Origin of the sequence: Pollutimonas harenae, from assembly GCF_004153685.1 — a bacterium.
GTDB classification, from domain to species: domain Bacteria; phylum Pseudomonadota; class Gammaproteobacteria; order Burkholderiales; family Burkholderiaceae_B; genus Pusillimonas_C; species Pusillimonas_C harenae.
This window is the reverse complement of record NZ_SDQD01000001.1, coordinates 1338220-1354763: the sequence shown is the minus strand read 5'-3', so window position 1 is coordinate 1354763 and position 16544 is coordinate 1338220. Positions and strand designations below refer to the sequence as shown.

Here is a 16544-nt window from a genome sequence, read left to right as displayed (position 1 = left end):
GATCAGGCTTCACGGCCTGGAGGGAACCTTGATTTCGTCAATGGCTTTGACGAACTCGCCGATGTCTTCGAAACTTTTATAGACCGATGCAAAGCGCACATAAGCGACCTGGTCGAGCTTACGCAGCTCGTTCATGACCAACTCACCCACATGGCCTGATTCAACCTCACGCAAACCGCTGACCAACAGGTTCTCTTCGATGCGTGCCACGGCGGCATCGACATCTTCAGTGCTGACCGGACGCTTGCGCAATGCCAGGCTCAAACTGGCCCGCAGTTTGTTGATATCGAATTCGGTACGCGTGCCATTGCGCTTGACTACCGTTGGCATGACCAACTCGGCGCGCTCGTAGGTGGTGAAGCGGCGGTCGCAGGCTGTGCAGCGACGCCGACGGCGTATGGTGTCGCCCTCTTCGGAAACCCGGGAGTCTATGACCTGCGTATCGAAACTGCTGCAGAATGGGCATTTCATGGTGAGTGGACTCCGCCGCCTTGATGGGTTCCGGCACAGCCGGAACCCCTTCCGTATTAACGGTAGACCGGCAGGCTTGCGGTCAATTCGTTGACGCGCTTGCGTACGGCGGCAATGGAAGCCTCGTCGCGAGGGTTGTCGAGCACATCGGCAATCAAGTGGCCTGTGAGCTCGGCTTCAGCCTCTTTGAAGCCACGTGTTGTCATGGCTGGTGTACCCAGGCGCACGCCACTGGTGACAAAAGGCTTTTCGGGATCGTTGGGGATAGCGTTTTTGTTGACGGTGATATGCGCCTGGCCAAGTGCCGCTTCAGCTTCTTTACCTGTAATGCCTTTGGCGCGCAGATCGACCAGCATGACGTGGCTTTCGGTACGACCCGATACGATGCGCAAACCGCGTTCGACCAGGGTACGGGCCAGCACGTCGGCGTTCTTGACGACTTGGGCGGCATATTCTTTGAATTCGGGGGACAGCGCTTCTTTGAAGGCCACAGCCTTGGCGGCAATGACGTGCATCAGCGGACCACCCTGAATACCAGGAAAGATCGCCGAGTTGATGATTTTCTCGTGTTCGGCTTTCATCATGATGACGCCGCCACGTGGGCCGCGCAGCGATTTATGGGTGGTCGAAGTAACGAAGTCGGCATGTGGCACGGGATTAGGGTACGCACCACCGGCTACCAGGCCAGCGTAGTGGGCGATATCGACCATGAACAAGGCGCCGTTGTCGTGTGCGATGCGAGCCATGCGTTCGAAGTCTATACGCAGCGCATAGGCCGACGCGCCGCCAACAATCAGCTTGGGCTTGTGCTCTTTGGCCAGTTTCTCGAGCTGGTCGTAGTCGAGCTCTTCGTTGGCATCCAGGCCATACGACAGGAAGTTATAGAGCTTGCCTGACGCGTTGACGGGCGAGCCATGGGTAAGGTGGCCGCCTTCGGCCAGGCTCATGCCCAATACCGTATCGCCCGGCTTGAGGACGGCCATGTAAACACCCTGATTGGCCTGAGAGCCGGAGTTGGGCTGTACGTTGGCGGCTTCGGCACCAAAAATTTCCTTCAGGCGGTCGATAGCTAGCTGCTCGACAATATCGACATATTCGCAACCGCCGTAGTAGCGCTTGCCGGGATAGCCTTCTGCATACTTGTTCGTCAGTTGGGTACCCTGGGCTTGCATCACTGCAGGGCTGGTGTAGTTTTCAGACGCAATCAGTTCGATGTGCTGCTCTTGGCGAACGTTTTCTTTTTGAACGGCTGCCCAGACGTCGGCATCGACGAGATCGAGAGTACGAGAACGGTCAAACATGAAGATATCCTGAAGGTAATTACGCGTATGGCGAAAGGTAATCGCCTATTTTAACTTGAATAGCACTTCACCTACGCGCCCCTGAGTCAGGAGGCGGTGTTTACCAGCCGGGGATTCAGGGTATAGATGCCCACTATCGATGCCTGCGCCAGTACATGGCCTTGAATGGCCTTGATGACATCTCCGCCGGTAAAGCGGCCCTCGAAGGGCAGCTCGGCAATATCAAGAGCGTACACCGTGAAAATATAGCGATGCGGAATGGAATCATTCCAGGGCGGGCACGGACCGTCGTAACCGAAATAATCGCCATTCATGTCGCGGTCGGCAGCAAACCAGGTGGTGAAATCGTTGACGCCCTGACGGGTGCCATCGAGCGCAAGCGGACCAGCCTTGCCACGCGGCGTAATCCCTTCAGAATAAGCCCCCTCGGCAATATGAGAGACAGACGCCGGAATGTCGATCAGGGCCCAGTGGTAGAAATCGACGCGTGGCAGGGTGCTGGGAATTTCACGGTCTTCCTGGTTGACGTCATCAGGCTTGCTGGGAACGTCGGGATCGTGGCAGATCACCACATACGATTGTGTGGCGGCTGGCGCATCTGACCACGACAGCTGCGGATTGGCATTGCCCGCAAGCGCCACATGATTTTGTCCGTCTATTTTGCCAAAGGCATTGCGCTCGGGAATGACCCCCTGGTCTACAAAAGATTCACTGGTCAGTTTCATGGTGAACTCCTATGGCGGCTGGCGGCCGATTGGCGTTTAGCCTGTTAATGTGACACGGGCAAATTTGCGTTTGCCTACTTGAACGACATAGGTACCGGCCTGAAGTTGTAGCGCCTTGTCTTCGATGCGGTCGCCGTCAACCCGGACCCCCCCCTGTTCGACATTGCGCTGCGCCTCGGCACCCGAGGTGACCAGACCGGCCTCGCGCAGTACCTTGAGTATGCCCAGTGGAGCGGCACCCAGTTGTACTTCGGGCATGTCTTCGGGAATGGCTCCATCGCGAAAACGCGCTTCGAATGTGGCCAGAGCGTCGTGTGCAGCCTGCTGTGTATGAAAGCGCGCCACGATTTCCTGGCCCAGCATGACTTTGACATCACGCGGGTTCATTCCACTTTTTACCTGATTTTGCAGCTGGGCGATATCGTCCATGGAGCGGAAAGACAATAGCTCGAAATATTTCCACATCAATGTGTCGGAAATTGACATAAGCTTGCCAAACATGGAATCGGGCGCTTCGGTGATTCCTATATAGTTACCTTTTGACTTGGACATTTTGTCTACCCCGTCGGTGCCTTCCAGCAGGGGCATGGTCAGGATGCATTGCGGCTCCTGGCCATATTCTTTTTGGAGCTCGCGGCCAACCAGAAGGTTGAATTTCTGATCAGTCCCGCCAAGCTCCAGGTCGGATTTCAAGGCAACCGAATCGTAGCCCTGCATCAGGGGATACAGAAACTCGTGCACTGAAATGGGGATACCCCCTTTGAAACGCCGCGTAAAGTCTTCGCGCTCCATCATGCGCGCCACGGTATAGCGGGACGCCAACTGGATCATGCCACGTGCACCCAGGGGATCGCACCATTCGGAGTTATAGCGAATTTCGGTACGCGCGGAATCGAGCACCATGCTGGCCTGGGCATAATAGGTTTTGGCATTTTCCTGGATCTGCTCGGCGGTCAGTGGAGGCCGCGTGGCATTGCGTCCGCTGGGATCGCCAATCATCGAGGTAAAGTCGCCAATCAGGAAAATGACGGTATGCCCCAGATCTTGCAGCTGGCGCATTTTATTCAGGACTACGGTATGGCCCAGGTGGATATCGGGCGCTGTGGGATCCAGCCCCAGCTTGATGCGCAGAGGCACACCCGTAGCTTGGCTGCGGGCGAGCTTCTTGACGAATTCCGACTCAACCAGGAGTTCGTCGCAGCCTCGTTTGGCAATGCGCAGATATTCTTCGATTTGTGGGGTAACGGGCGCTTCGGACGACGGCATAAGAAGGGATTTCAGAAAGGAAAAAAGTAAAATAAAGCTCGAAAAATAGAGCTTAATACGCTAGCATAACGTGCGAGCGCAATATCCGTCTAATTCAGCAGCGCATTTCTAGGTTTTTGCTTTATGTTCAAGAAAGGGACCCCTGCCACTCCCTCTTATCGAGCCATCGTACGTTCTCATCGATCACACCACTTTTTTCGTAACGGCCTTGCCGTCGTTGCACTAGGGCTCTTCGCTACCGCTGCGGCGCTGGCTGTAGTCCAGCCCCCCGAGGTGCCCGTCGTTTACGAAGCCCGTCAAACACTCGATTTACCCTCGCCCTTCCCTCAGGCGCAAAACAATTTTTCTGCTCCATTCATCGGCCAAACCCTGATCCGCGCTGGCGATACCCTGGCAGTTTTGTTACAACGCCTGCATGTGCAAGAGCCGGGCCTGCTGCCCTTCCTGATCCAGAACAAGAACGCACGCTCCATCTACAAACTTTATCCAGGGCGCAACCTGCAAGCTGCGCTCGACCAGGACGGCAATCTGGCCTGGCTTCGCTACCATCACACGCCGTATGCAGTCGAGCAAGGAAAGCCCGTATCGCGCTGGCTCGAAATAACTCCCAGTGACGACGGCGGCTTTAATGCCACCGAGCACACCGAAGCAGCCAGCACACAAATAAGAATGGCCGAAGGAGTCATCCGGAACTCTCTGTTTGGCGCCACCGATGCCGCCAACATTCCCGATGCCATCACCATGCAAATGACCGAAATCCTCGGTAGCAAGATCGATTTCATCCGGGATCTGCGCAGCGACGACCGCTTTCGCATTGTCTACGAAACCTATTCACACAATGGGCACGATGTCGGCTCCGGCCGTATCCTGGCGCTCGACTTCCGCAATCGCGACAAAACCTATGAAGCCGTCTGGTTTGCACCTGAAGGCCAAACGGGCAGCTATTACGACTTCGACGGAGCCAGTCTGAAAGGCGCCTTCTTGCGCTCTGCCCTGAAATTCACCCGCATCAGCTCCACTTTCGGCATGCGCAAGCACCCCGTGCACGGCGTGTGGCGCGGGCACAAAGGCGTTGACTACGCAGCCCAAAGCGGCACCCCTATTCATGCCACCGCCGATGGCGTAGTCGAGTTCAAGGGCAAGCAGCGCGGTTATGGCAACACCATCATCCTGAAGCATCATAATGGTTACAGTACGCTTTATGCACACCAAAGCCGCTACGCCAAAGGCCTTAAAAAGGGTGACAAGGTCAGTCAAGGCCAGTTGATCGGCTACGTGGGTTCCACCGGCTGGGCCACCGGGCCACACCTGCATTACGAATTCCGCGTCAACAACAAGCCTATTGACCCCTTGTCCGTCGATCTGCCTGTCGCCCGCACGCTCGACAAGTCACAGCGTAAGGCCTTCGACAAAACAATCGCCCTATACCAGGACCACATGAACTTCCTGGCCAGCATGCACAGCGATGACCTTCAGGTTGCAGCCCGTTAATGGCTACAACGATCCGCCACGCGTTTTCATGTCCAACACCTTATATATAGGGCTGATGTCCGGGACCAGTACGGACGGTGTAGATGCCGTGCTGGCCGACTTTTCCACCCCCCGGCAGCCTCGGATTCTGGGTTCGGTATCGCTGCCCATGCCAGAATCCTTGCGTCAGGAATTCCTGGCACTGAATATTCCCGGCCCCAATGAGCTGAACCGGGCAGCCTTGGCGGCTAACGCGCTGGCCGAGCTCTATGCCCAGGCCTGCCTGGAACTACTCAGTCAGGCTGACGTCGGGCCTGGCCAAGTCAGCGCAATTGGCGCACACGGCCAGACAGTACGCCATCACCCTTCCGCCGGCTATACCATTCAGCTCAATGCACCTGCCCTGCTCGTACAGCGCACAGGTATCCCTGTGATTGCCGATTTCCGGTCACGCGATGTCGCGGCAGGCGGCCAGGGCGCACCTTTGGTGCCGGCATTTCATCATGCGCTCTTTTCGGGTGAACAGCCTCGTGCCATATTGAACCTGGGCGGCATTGCCAATATTACATTGCTGGATACGGCAGGCGGCATTCGTGGTTTCGACACCGGGCCTGCCAATGTCCTGCTTGACCTATGGGTACAAGCCAAAACGGGGCGTGCTTATGATGCGAACGGCGACTGGGCCAAAACGGGTAACAGCAACTCAGCATTGCTTGCACACCTGATCAACAGCGAACCCTGGTTCAGGCAGCCACCGCCAAAATCCACAGGGCGCGACCTGTTTAACTGGGACTGGCTGTCTCAACGCCTGGCCCAATTCGAAACACAAAAACTAAGTGACCAGGATATCCAGGCCACGCTGCAAATGCTGACGGCCAGCACGGTAGCTCAGGCCATACACGAGCACGCTCCCGACTCGGCAGAGCTGATTGTCTGTGGTGGCGGCGCGATGAATCAAGGATTGATGCGGGATCTGCAAAGCCTGGTCAAGGCGCGGGTGTATTCCAGTTCTGCACTGAACATACCTGCTCAAATGGTGGAAGCGCTGGCTTTTGCATGGCTGGCCTGGGCCCACGATTACGGGCAAGCCGCCGGCCTGCCCGCGGTAACAGGGGCTGGCCAGGCAACGATACTGGGGTGCAAATACCCTATTTGATCAGGGCGCGAACGAGGAGCCGCAACCGCAAGTAGAATTGGCGTTGGGATTGCGAATAACGAACTGAGCGCCTTCGAGATCGTCTTTGTAGTCGATTTCGGCCCCCACCAGGTACTGGAAGCTCATGGGATCAACCAGCAGCTGCACGCCTTCCTTGTCTATGGTTGTGTCGTCATCGTTGGTGGTTTCATCGAAGGTGAAACCATATTGAAAGCCAGAACACCCACCGCCTTGCACGAATACACGTAGCTTGAGCTCGGGATTGTCTTCGTCAGCCAGCAGCTCTTTGACTTTATGGGCGGCTGCATCGGTGAAAATCAGCGGCGACGGCGGCGCCTGCAGATCAATGGTTTCGGTTTGCGCAATCATTTGGTACTCCATGGCAACCATCAGGGGTTGCAAATATAAAACTACTATACCACTGGCCGCAAAGGCGTGCCCATAGGGCTGACTTTGCCACGTAGTGACTAATTGGTCGCCGGCAGCTTTACCGTACGCGACACGCGTATCTTTTTGTCTTCGAAAACGTTCAGGGTGACGCTGTTTGGCACAAAGCCCTGAGGAAGATCAAGCAGTCCGTTTACTCGCTGAAACTCATCAAAGCTCAGGGAAAACTTGCTGACATCTACCGCCTCTTCTGCTGCAGCGGTATCGGGCTCGCGCATACCAGGCGCCATCACTGCCTTCAGGATGATTTTTGCCTCTTTGCCATCGGCCTGTGTTCCATTGGCCATAAACTGCATACTGCCGGTGAATAAAGCGTCGTCGGGTGCATTACGCATAAGCAGCACCTTATATTGTAAGGTGGGGCCTAGCCTCTCGACTTCAAGGGCGCGTATGCTGACAGACCCTTTGGGGCCGGGCGGCAGCAACTGATCGAAGAATGCCAGCTGATCGCGCACGCGACCCAGCTCGGATTGCAGCGTTTGCATACCGGCTTCCAGCCCTTTGCGCGTGCTTTCTTCGACCATCAGCTTACCTTCCAGGGCATCAGCTTTGGCGCGGGCACCCTCGAGTTCGCTGTTGCGGGTGTCGAGCTCGCTTTGCAGCTGCTGCTGCATACTGTTGTACTGCTGGCTGGCCTCGGATTGAAACCAGTACCTGGCGGCCACCGCACCCGCCACCAGACCCACCAGCAAGGCCAGCACAGCCAACAGCTTGCCACCCGACGGGCGGGTGGGACTGCTGACCTGACCCTCATGCACTACCGAATCTTTATTGCTCATGCAGAAACAGACCGGTTTTGCGGGAGTGAGTTCCCGCAATGCAGCAAACAGGTGTTACGGCAGGACAGCCACGTGGGTTAATCCGGCCGACTCGGGGAAGCCAAACATCAGATTCATATTCTGTACCGCCTGGCCCGACGCCCCTTTTACAAGGTTATCCTGGGCAACCAGAATGACCAGTTGATCATCGCCCTCTGGGCGATGCACTGCAATACGCAAGTGGTTGGACGCCCGCACCGAGCGTGTTTCGGGCAGGCTGCCCGCAGGCATGACGTCGACGAACTCTTCGTTGGCATAGCGTTGCTCGAACAGGGCCTGGAAGTCGGTATCGCGGGCTTCGGGCAAGATGCGCGCATAAATCGTAGAGAACATGCCACGTATCATGGGAACCAGGTGCGGCACAAAGACCAGCCCCACCGGGGCACCTGCAATACGCTGTAATTGCTCGGAAATTTCTGGATGATGGCGATGCCCTGCCACACCATAAGCCTTGAAGTTATCACTGGCCTCGGAAAACAGCGTGGAAACCTCAGCCTTGCGACCCGCACCCGAGACCCCCGACTTGCAGTCGGCAATAATATTGCTGGTATCCACAAGCTTGCGCCCATTTTCAAGCAACGGAGCAAGACCCAACAGCACTGTGGTGGGATAGCAGCCGGGATTACCAATGACCTGGGCATCGGCAATTTTCTGACGGTTGAGTTCGACCAGCCCATATACAGAATCGGCCAGCACAGATGGGCAGGCATGCGGCATTTTGTACCAGCGCTCGAATACCTGGGTATCTTGCAGGCGGAAATCGGCAGCCAGGTCGATGATGCGTACTTTGTGCTCGAGCAGGTGCTGGGCCTGGTTCATGGCTACCCCATGAGGCGTAGCAAAAAACACGACATCGCATTGCTCGAGAGCCGCTTTTTCGGGTGTCTGGAAGCTGATGTTTACACGTCCGCGCAAATTGGGAAACATAGCAGACACCGGCATGCCGTCTTCTTTGCGCGAAGTAATGGCCGTGAGGTCAACATAGGGGTGCTGGGAAAGCAGGCGCAAGAGCTCGACGCCCGTATAGCCCGTGCCGCCCACAATACCCACCTTGATCCGAGATGCCGCTGCCGAAGTCATAATAAATCCCAAAAAATATTGAACAACAATAAGATTATGCAACAAGCCTGAAGCTCATGGGTGGCGCACCATGACAAACTTGCCTGTATTTTCAGCCATATTGGGGGGGGCAAATGGCAAAAGCCCCCAGCGCGGGCTGAGGGCTTTGTGTTGCAAGGCCCGCAGGCCCGAGTACAGCAGATTAACGCTTGCTGAACTGTTTGCGGCGACGTGCCTTGTGGAAACCGACTTTCTTACGTTCGACTTCACGGGCATCGCGCGTGACAAACCCAGCTTGCTTCAGCGGCGACTTGAGCGTTTCGTCGTAGTCGATCAGCGCACGGGTAATGCCGTGGCGTACTGCACCGGCCTGACCGCTTTCACCACCGCCATGAACGTTGATATGAAAATCAAACGATTCCAGATGGTTGGTGAGTTCCAGGGGCTGACGAACGACCATACGGCCGGTTTCGCGAGCGAAGTATTCATCGACGGGCTTGCCATTGACAACGATCTTGCCCGATCCTTTTTTCAAGAACACACGAGCGACCGACGTTTTACGGCGCCCAGTTCCATAGTTCCAATTACCGATCATGACCTATCCTTAGATTTCCAGCGGTTTGGGCTGTTGAGCACTGTGTGGGTGCTCGGCGCCTGCGTAAACCTTGAGCTTCTTGGCCATGGCGTAACCCAGCGGCCCTTTGGGCAGCATGCCTTTAACGGCTTTCTGGATGGCGCGGCCGGGGAAACGCTCTTGCAGTTTCTGAAAGTTGGTCTCGGTAATACCGCCGGGATAGCCCGAGTGGCGATAGTATTTTTTGTCTTGCGACTTATTACCGGTTACAACGATGTCGGCAGCGTTGATGATGACGATGTAATCGCCGGTGTCAACGTGAGGCGTGAATTCTGGCTTATGCTTGCCGCGCAAACGACGTGCGACTTCGCTGGCCACACGACCGAGGACTTTGCCCTTGGCGTCAATCACGTACCAGTCACGCTTGACTTCATGCGGCTTGGCCACAAAGGTCTTCATGATGGGTCCTAATAAAAGAAAAATAAGCTTGCGCACCTGGCCAACACAAGGTTGCCAAAAGGCGTCATGCAAACCCTTTTTGCCGGGTTCTCGGCAAAAACAAAGGTTTTTTCTGGCCGGGATTTGCAGCCCAACCTGCCTAAGCGTTGTGTTTCGCCCGTGCAATTAGCCAGAAAAGCCCATAATCTTAACACATTAGCTGACTTTTGCCAGCAAACAGAAAATGACAAGTGCAAACCGAACAGCAAAACAACGCAAGTCAGCCGCAAGAACGCAGCACCCGCATCCTGCCGCATGAAAAAACCCCGCCTAACAGAAGTGCATCTGGGTGGCGGGGCTGTTGGGCCCGGAGACCCGGGCCGCAGCAAAGAAATTTACTTTTTCTGGTTGGCCAGAGCCAGGCCCAGATAGTTGTCGTAGGAACCTTCAGCGACACGGAACCATGGCACGATGCCATCGCGGAATCCCATATAGCTGTCGTGGATTTTTTTGAAACCCGCATCCTTTTCGCAGAATTCTTTGTAGACCTCGTTAGACATCTTGAAGGAAGCGTCCATGACGTCGCGCGGGAATGCCTTGAGCACTGCGCCGCTGCCGATCAGGCGGCGCAAGGCGGCCGGGTTGTTGGCATCGTAGTTGCTGACCATTCTGGAACCGGCAGCACGCGAAGCGATATCGATCAGGGACTGATATTGCTTGGGCAGCTCGTTGTAGGCAGTATCGTTGACATACAGCGATACTTGCGCGGAACCTTCCCACCAGCCCGGGTAGTAATAGTACTTGGCAACCTTCTGGAAGCCCAGCTTTTCGTCGTCGACGGGACCCACGAACTCGACGGCGTCAAGCGTACCTTTTTCGAGCGAAGGGTAGATATCACCAGGAGGAATTTGCTGAGGAATCACACCCATGCGGGACAGCACTTCGCCGGCAAACCCGGCCGTGCGCATTTTCAGGCCCTTCAGATCTTCGACAGACTTGATTTCCTTGCGGTACCAGCCACCCATTTGCGTACCGGTATTGCCCAAAGGGAAGTTGATGATATGGCGGGGCGCAAACAGTTCACGCATCAGCTTCAGGCCATCGGCTTCGTACATCCAGGCGTTCAGCTGGCGCGTATTCAGGCCGAAGGGAACCGCTGTGTCGAAGCAAAAAGAAGGATCTTTGCCATAATAGTAGTAAGAGGCGGTCTGGCCGCACTCTACTGTGCGATTGCCAACAGCATCCATGACGCCGAAGCCGGGAACGATTTCACCGCCCGGATACAGGCGGATGGAGAAATTGCCATCAGTGGCTTCTTCGACCATTTTGCAGAACATTTCTGCGGTGGAGAAAAGAGGAGGAAGCGAAGGCCCATAAGTGGAAGTCATTTTCCAGCTGATTTTGGGGTTGCTTTGCGCAAACACGGGTGCGGCAACAGCGGCGGAACCCGCCACGGCCCCAAGGCCCGCTTTTTTTAGAAATGAACGACGCTGCATGTAAAGCTCTCCTTTCGGCATTCAAATATTTTTTGCAGAAGTACGACCACCCACGATATTACACCGTGCGATGAATGTTGTAACCAATTACTGCCCTGCAATGGACATTTGCTCGATCAGAATGGATCCGGTGGTCTTGGATCCGCGCGTGATGGTGTCGGCGCCGATGGCTACGATTTGACGCAACATGTCGGCCAGATTACCCGCTATCGTGACTTCCTGAACGGCATGTTGGATTTCACCGCCCTCAACCCAATAGCCGAATGCACCACGCGAATAGTCGCCAGTTACATAATTGACACCCTGACCGATCAGCTCGGTTACCAGCAAGCCGGTGCCCATTTTCTTGAGCATGGCCTTGAAATCGTCGTTGGGGTGGGTCAGGCGCGAACTGAGTTGCAAATTGTGCGAACCACCCGCATTGCCGGTGGTTTGCAGGTTCAGCTTGCGTGCCGTGTAGGTCGACAGAAAATAGCCTTGCAAAACACCCGCCAGAACGACGTTGCGGGCTGTTGTCCGCACCCCTTCGCTATCGAAGGTAGAGCTGCCCATGGCGCCAGGGATCAGCGGATTTTCGAATACATCGAGATGGTCGGCCAGGACCGGTTTGCCCAGCGACTCGAGCAGAAAGCTGGCCTTGCGATATAACGCCCCGCCACTGGTCGCCTGCACCAGCGCTCCCAGCAGGCCTATGGCCAAAGGTGCCTCGAAGAGCACGGGAAAACGACCGGTTTTAATACGGCGAGCGGACAGGCGGGCGAGGGTGCGCTCGGCGGCATAGCGACCCACGGCTTGCGGATCGGCCAGATTGTTGGCAGCGCGTGCTGTCGTGTACCAATAGTCGCGCTGCATGTTGGCGCCGCGACCGGCAATCGGCGCGACCGACAAGCTATGGCGTGAATAGGGATATCCTCCCATGAAACCACGGCTGTTACCCAGCACAAAATGGCCTTCGTAGGTGTCTACCGACGCGCCATCGGTATTGGTGATGAGTTTGCTGGTTTTGCGGGCGGCACTTTCGGCCTGTATGGCCAGCTTCGCGGCCTCTTCGGCCGAGACACCCCAGGGGTAATGCAGCCCCAGATCAGGGATATCAGTCGCCAGCAGGCTGGCGTCTGGCAATCCGGCAGCAGGATCCGCAGCGGTATAGCGGGCAATGTGCCAGGCGGCCTCGACAGTTTCACGCAACGCTTCGGGCGAAAAATCGGAAGTCGAGGCCGATCCGCGCCGCTGACCGGCAAAAACAGTGACATCAAGGGAACGATCACGTGTTTGTTCGACCGTTTCGATATCGTTGTTGCGTACCGATACCGATAGCCCCCGGCTTTCGGAGACTTCGGCAGCGGAATCGGATGCGCCCAGGGTTTTCGCGTGGGACAGGGCATCGCTGACCAGCTCGCGGAAACGCGCCTGATTTTCAGCAATGGGGAGAAAGGATGCGGAGGTGTCGCTCATGAAGGCTCAAGCAAAAGTCTAATGCTGGAATTGTACCTGTAGACTCTGGCTTCAATCCGCCCCGGATTAAGATACGATACGGTTTATGTCAAATATTCCCACCGATACCCACGACGATGCCGACCACGGCTACGACGGCCCCAGCAAATCGCAAGTCAAGCGTGAAATGCTTGCGCTGCAAGACCTGGGCAAACAACTGATCGAGCTCTCGCCCGATCAGCTCAAGCAGTTGCCGCTGGCAGAAAAACTGTATGAGGCAATACGCCTGGCACAGCGCACGACCAGCCGCGAAGGGCGCCGCAGGCAAGTTCATTATGTCGGCAAGCTCATGCGCGAAGCCGATGCCGACGTCATACGCACACAGCTCGATACCTGGAAGAACGGCTCGCGCGAGCAGACACGTGCCATGCATCGCCTCGAAGCCCTGCGCGATCTGCTGCTGTCCGACGATGCGGCCTTGACCGGCTTACTGAACGAGTACCCTGGCGCAGACGCCCAGCAGCTGCACACCCTGATACGCGCAGGCCGCAAGGAAGCGCAGGCCAACACCCAACTGCAAGCCGGACAAGAACCCCAGCGCAAACACTACCGCGCACTGTTCCAGGCACTTAAATCGCTTGACGATACGGAGCAATCATGAGCAGCGCAGACATCCTGGAATGCATCGAAATAGAAACCGGCACCAACCCCACACGCGCAGTTATCTGGTTGCACGGACTGGGTGCCGACGGCAATGATTTTGCTCCCCTGGTACCCGAGCTGAAACTGAACGACATGCCCGCCATTCGTTTTGTCTTTCCGCACGCCCCCGTCCGACCGGTCACCATCAACAATGGCATGAGCATGCGCGCGTGGTACGACATCTTTGCTCCTGACCTGGTCCGCCGTGAAGACGCCCCCGGCCTGCATGCCTCTCAAAAAGCGGTCGAAGCCCTGATTGCACGAGAAAATCAACGCGGCATCCTCAGCAGCAATATCGTACTCGCAGGCTTCTCGCAAGGCTGCGCCATGACCTTGCAGACGGGCCTGCGCCATTCTCAGAAGCTTGCAGGCCTGATAGGCCTGTCGGGTTACTTGCCGCTGGCAAACACTCTGGCAGCAGAGCGCCACGCCGCCAATCAGGACACGCCCATCTTCCTGGCCCATGGCGTCATGGACCCGGTCGTCGTACTGCCGCGCGCCGAAGCAACCCATCAAATCTTGCTGGACATGGCTTACTCGGTCAACTGGAACACTTACAACATGCCGCACTCGGTATGCCTGGAAGAAATCGACGATATCGCGGCGTTTTTGCGCAAGACACTAGCTTGACCCTTCTGGCTTTGGAGCAAGGCAGGCCAGTGGGGTTGCTAGAAGTCCGAAGCCAAGCAAAACACTAGCCGTGACGCTTGGTTTCACCCAAATCGAGCCAAACCCGCCGCATGGTCGGGTCCTCGTGATCATGATCGTTCTGGAAGCCCAAGTGAGTCATTAGGCTTAGCATCGGGCGGTTGGTGGACAGCACCAGCCCATCTATATAGGTAAGCCCCTGCTCCTGGGCTGCATCAATCAGACCGCCCATCAGTTGCGCCCCTAAGCCACGACGCTGCCAGTCATCGCCAATGACCAGGGCGTATTCCGCCCCGCGACCATCGGCATTGCGCAAATAATGAGCAAAGCCAACGATTTGTTCTCGTGGATAGCCGCGATGCTCAGGGTTGGGCACTTGCACGGTTGCCACTAAAGCCAGCTCACGGTCATAGTCTATGCGTGTATAGCGTGCCAACATGCGCGGCGTGAGCTCGCGCATCATGGATACGAAACGCATATAGCGCGACTCATCGGACAGACCGCGCACGAAGTCCTGCAGAGGCTGGGCATCTTCTGGCCGTATCGGCCGCAGCAGCCAGGGCGTGCCATCAGAAAACTCTTTGGCCTGCACCAGACGACGTGGATACGGATGTATGGTCATATGCCGATACCCAGTCGTCTCGGGCAGCACCAGCATTGAAGCACTGCTCAAACACACCCGCACATCGTATGCCGACAAACGCGTGTCGTCTGCATACAAGGGGTCGATGACCAGGGATTCCAATCCCGGCACTTCACTCACCAGCTCTGAGATGCACTCAAGCACTTCCAGCAAACTCTCGAACGCTACAGGAGTAAGCTGGCGCGACAGCACACGGTTCCACAAACTGCTGCGCAAGACCAGCTTTCGCGCCAGATAGCTGTTCAGGGGCGGTAACTCGACCGCTTGGTGGGCATTCGTGATTGCGGCGGCCTGCCCGCCCGAATCGAACATAATGTAAGGACCAAACTTTGGATCACGCTGCACCCGTATCGCCATGGGCCAGGACACGTCGTCAGGAATACCGGGTGCTTGTGCATACTGCACCGGCACATGAAAACAATCGAGCAGTTGCCTGCACTCCTGTGCATTCAGATGGTGGCGGCGCTCGCTTTGTGCTCTGCTGACCAACGCTCTGGCCTCATCAAGCCTGGGCGGTTTGCTCAAGGGTTCGGGCGGCAGTGTCTGTTGTGACAAAGTCTGGTTGTAGTGATAAGCGCCCAGAATACCGAAAGCATTGGCGGCAGACTCGGGGGTGCGAAAGGCTGGCGTGCCGACATCGTCGAGCCTGTGGCGCAAGGGCCGCATATGGGCATCGCCCAGGAAACAGGTAATGATGGGTTTGCGTGCATCAGGGGCAATAGCCGCCAGTTGACTGGCCACCTCGTCGAGATTGGATAATGGATCGGGGCAAAGCAGTGCCAGAACACCATCCACTCCGGGGTCAGCCACCAAAATATCAATGACTCGCTGCACGATGGCCGGAGTCAGGCCCGAGTAGCTCACGACAGGATTACTCGTGTCTGCAGCGGGCTCCAGGCATTCTCCCAAGGCTTTGATGCTCGCCTGGGTGAGCTCGGCGGCCACGACTGCCTCGTTGTCGCTCATGACGTCGAGCGCCAATTGCGACGCACCCTGCCCGTTCGAAAACAAGGCAATCTTGCGCCCGCGCGGACGCCGCGTATAAACCAGCACCTTCAGGGCGGAAAACAGCTGAACAAAATACCGTATGCGCACCGCTCCCGCCCGGCGCAGCAGCGCATTGAACACGGCATCCTGGGCCGAGGTCTGCTCGGTGCCATAACCCACCTTGAGCACCACCACCGGCTTCACACTGGCGGCCGCACGCAAGGCGCTGGTAAATCGCCTGGAGGATGAGGTTTCTTCAAGATAAAGCGCAATACTGTCGGTACGCGCGTCCATGGACAAGTAGTCCAGCACATCCGCCACGTCGACGACGGATTCATCGCCCAGCGATACCACGGCTGAAAACCCCAGATTGATATCTTCAGCCCAATCGAGGACCGCAGCGGTAATTGAGCGCGACTGCGCAACCAGCGCAACGCGCCCGCTCAGCGCCGTCTTGGCCTGATGACTGAAATTGAGGCCCAGATGTGGTCTTTGCACCCCGAAGGAACGAGGACCCAGCACAACGCAATCATTCAGCTTGCCCCAACTGCGGCAATACACCATGTTTTCCAGTGGATTATTCGAAGCATGTTCGTGGGGCAGCAGTATGAGACCGCGTGGCCGACACGGCTTCAGGGCCTCGAGGGCTTCGGGAACCTGGTCTGGCCCCACACACACTACAGCAAGGTCCAGGCGCGATCCTGAGATATTGGGCAGGCTGTCGGGCACAGAAATGGGCTCACCCGGGACGACAGCAAAAAATACGGCAGTGCTTTTCAGCCAGGGCGATGCGCCTTGCTCCAGAGGCAGGGGACGGTCGGCCAGCACCAGCACGCTGCTGGGTTCAAATAATGCGGCAAGGCGATGTCGCGGCATGTTTTATCCGAATTTCAACGGTAATTGATCTGT

General features: G+C 56.6%; 16 protein-coding genes. 4 read left to right on the top strand and 12 right to left on the bottom strand.

Annotated features, from left to right (window positions below; all coding sequences use genetic code 11):
- Positions 1–9 precede the first annotated feature (9 nt).
- The 4 genes from nrdR to tyrS all read right to left on the bottom strand — a co-directional run bounded on the left by nrdR (position 10) and on the right by tyrS (position 3763).
- Complete coding sequence (gene nrdR, locus ERD84_RS06385; protein WP_130038755.1) at positions 10–471, bottom strand: transcriptional regulator NrdR; 462 nt, start codon at positions 469–471, stop codon at positions 10–12.
- Between the two features lie 56 nt (positions 472–527).
- Positions 528–1772, bottom strand: a complete 1245-nt coding sequence (glyA, locus tag ERD84_RS06380; RefSeq protein WP_130038754.1) for a serine hydroxymethyltransferase — start codon at positions 1770–1772, stop codon at positions 528–530.
- 86 nt (positions 1773–1858) lie between these two features.
- A complete protein-coding gene (locus ERD84_RS06375; protein WP_130038753.1) occupies positions 1859–2497 on the bottom strand; it encodes a YbhB/YbcL family Raf kinase inhibitor-like protein in 639 nt (212 codons plus the stop codon).
- Between the two features lie 36 nt (positions 2498–2533).
- Positions 2534–3763, bottom strand: a complete 1230-nt coding sequence (tyrS, locus tag ERD84_RS06370) for a tyrosine--tRNA ligase (protein WP_130038752.1) — start codon at positions 3761–3763, stop codon at positions 2534–2536.
- Positions 3764–3886: 123 nt separating this feature from the next.
- Between tyrS and ERD84_RS06365 the strand changes: the two genes are divergently transcribed.
- Positions 3887–5254, top strand: coding sequence for a M23 family metallopeptidase (locus ERD84_RS06365; RefSeq protein ID WP_130038751.1), 1368 nt, complete (start codon positions 3887–3889; stop codon positions 5252–5254).
- Positions 5255–5282: 28 nt separating this feature from the next.
- Complete coding sequence (locus ERD84_RS06360; protein ID WP_130038750.1) at positions 5283–6389, top strand: anhydro-N-acetylmuramic acid kinase; 1107 nt, start codon at positions 5283–5285, stop codon at positions 6387–6389.
- Here the strand turns inward: ERD84_RS06360 and erpA are convergent, their stop codons facing one another.
- The 7 genes from erpA to pmbA all read right to left on the bottom strand — a co-directional run bounded on the left by erpA (position 6390) and on the right by pmbA (position 12676).
- Positions 6390–6758 carry an iron-sulfur cluster insertion protein ErpA gene (erpA, locus tag ERD84_RS06355; protein ID WP_130038749.1) on the bottom strand — a complete coding sequence of 123 codons (369 nt, stop codon included), beginning with the start codon at positions 6756–6758 and terminating at the stop codon, positions 6390–6392.
- A 98-nt stretch (positions 6759–6856) separates the two neighbouring features.
- Complete coding sequence (locus ERD84_RS06350; protein ID WP_130038748.1) at positions 6857–7615, bottom strand: DUF6776 family protein; 759 nt, start codon at positions 7613–7615, stop codon at positions 6857–6859.
- Positions 7616–7669: 54 nt separating this feature from the next.
- Complete coding sequence (gene argC, locus ERD84_RS06345) at positions 7670–8734, bottom strand: N-acetyl-gamma-glutamyl-phosphate reductase (protein WP_130038747.1); 1065 nt, start codon at positions 8732–8734, stop codon at positions 7670–7672.
- A 181-nt stretch (positions 8735–8915) separates the two neighbouring features.
- A complete protein-coding gene (gene rpsI, locus ERD84_RS06340) occupies positions 8916–9308 on the bottom strand; it encodes a 30S ribosomal protein S9 (RefSeq protein ID WP_130038746.1) in 393 nt (130 codons plus the stop codon).
- A 9-nt stretch (positions 9309–9317) separates the two neighbouring features.
- Positions 9318–9746: a 50S ribosomal protein L13 gene (gene rplM / locus ERD84_RS06335; protein WP_130038745.1), complete on the bottom strand. Its 429-nt coding sequence runs from the start codon at positions 9744–9746 to the stop codon at positions 9318–9320.
- A gap of 374 nt (positions 9747–10120) precedes the next feature.
- Positions 10121–11221: a TRAP transporter substrate-binding protein gene (locus ERD84_RS06330; protein WP_130038744.1), complete on the bottom strand. Its 1101-nt coding sequence runs from the start codon at positions 11219–11221 to the stop codon at positions 10121–10123.
- Positions 11222–11308: 87 nt separating this feature from the next.
- Entirely contained in the window at positions 11309–12676 is a 1368-nt protein-coding gene (pmbA, locus tag ERD84_RS06325) for a metalloprotease PmbA (RefSeq protein WP_130038743.1), read from the bottom strand.
- Positions 12677–12761: 85 nt separating this feature from the next.
- Between pmbA and yjgA the strand changes: the two genes are divergently transcribed.
- Positions 12762–13316, top strand: coding sequence for a ribosome biogenesis factor YjgA (gene yjgA / locus ERD84_RS06320; RefSeq protein WP_130038742.1), 555 nt, complete (start codon positions 12762–12764; stop codon positions 13314–13316).
- Positions 13313–13987: an alpha/beta hydrolase gene (locus ERD84_RS06315; protein ID WP_130038741.1), complete on the top strand. Its 675-nt coding sequence runs from the start codon at positions 13313–13315 to the stop codon at positions 13985–13987. The genes yjgA and ERD84_RS06315 overlap by 4 nt, the downstream gene beginning before the upstream one ends.
- Before the next feature lie 64 nt (positions 13988–14051).
- Here the strand turns inward: ERD84_RS06315 and ERD84_RS06310 are convergent, their stop codons facing one another.
- Positions 14052–16511, bottom strand: coding sequence for a bifunctional acetate--CoA ligase family protein/GNAT family N-acetyltransferase (locus ERD84_RS06310; protein ID WP_130038740.1), 2460 nt, complete (start codon positions 16509–16511; stop codon positions 14052–14054).
- Between the last annotated feature and the right edge of the window lie 33 nt (positions 16512–16544).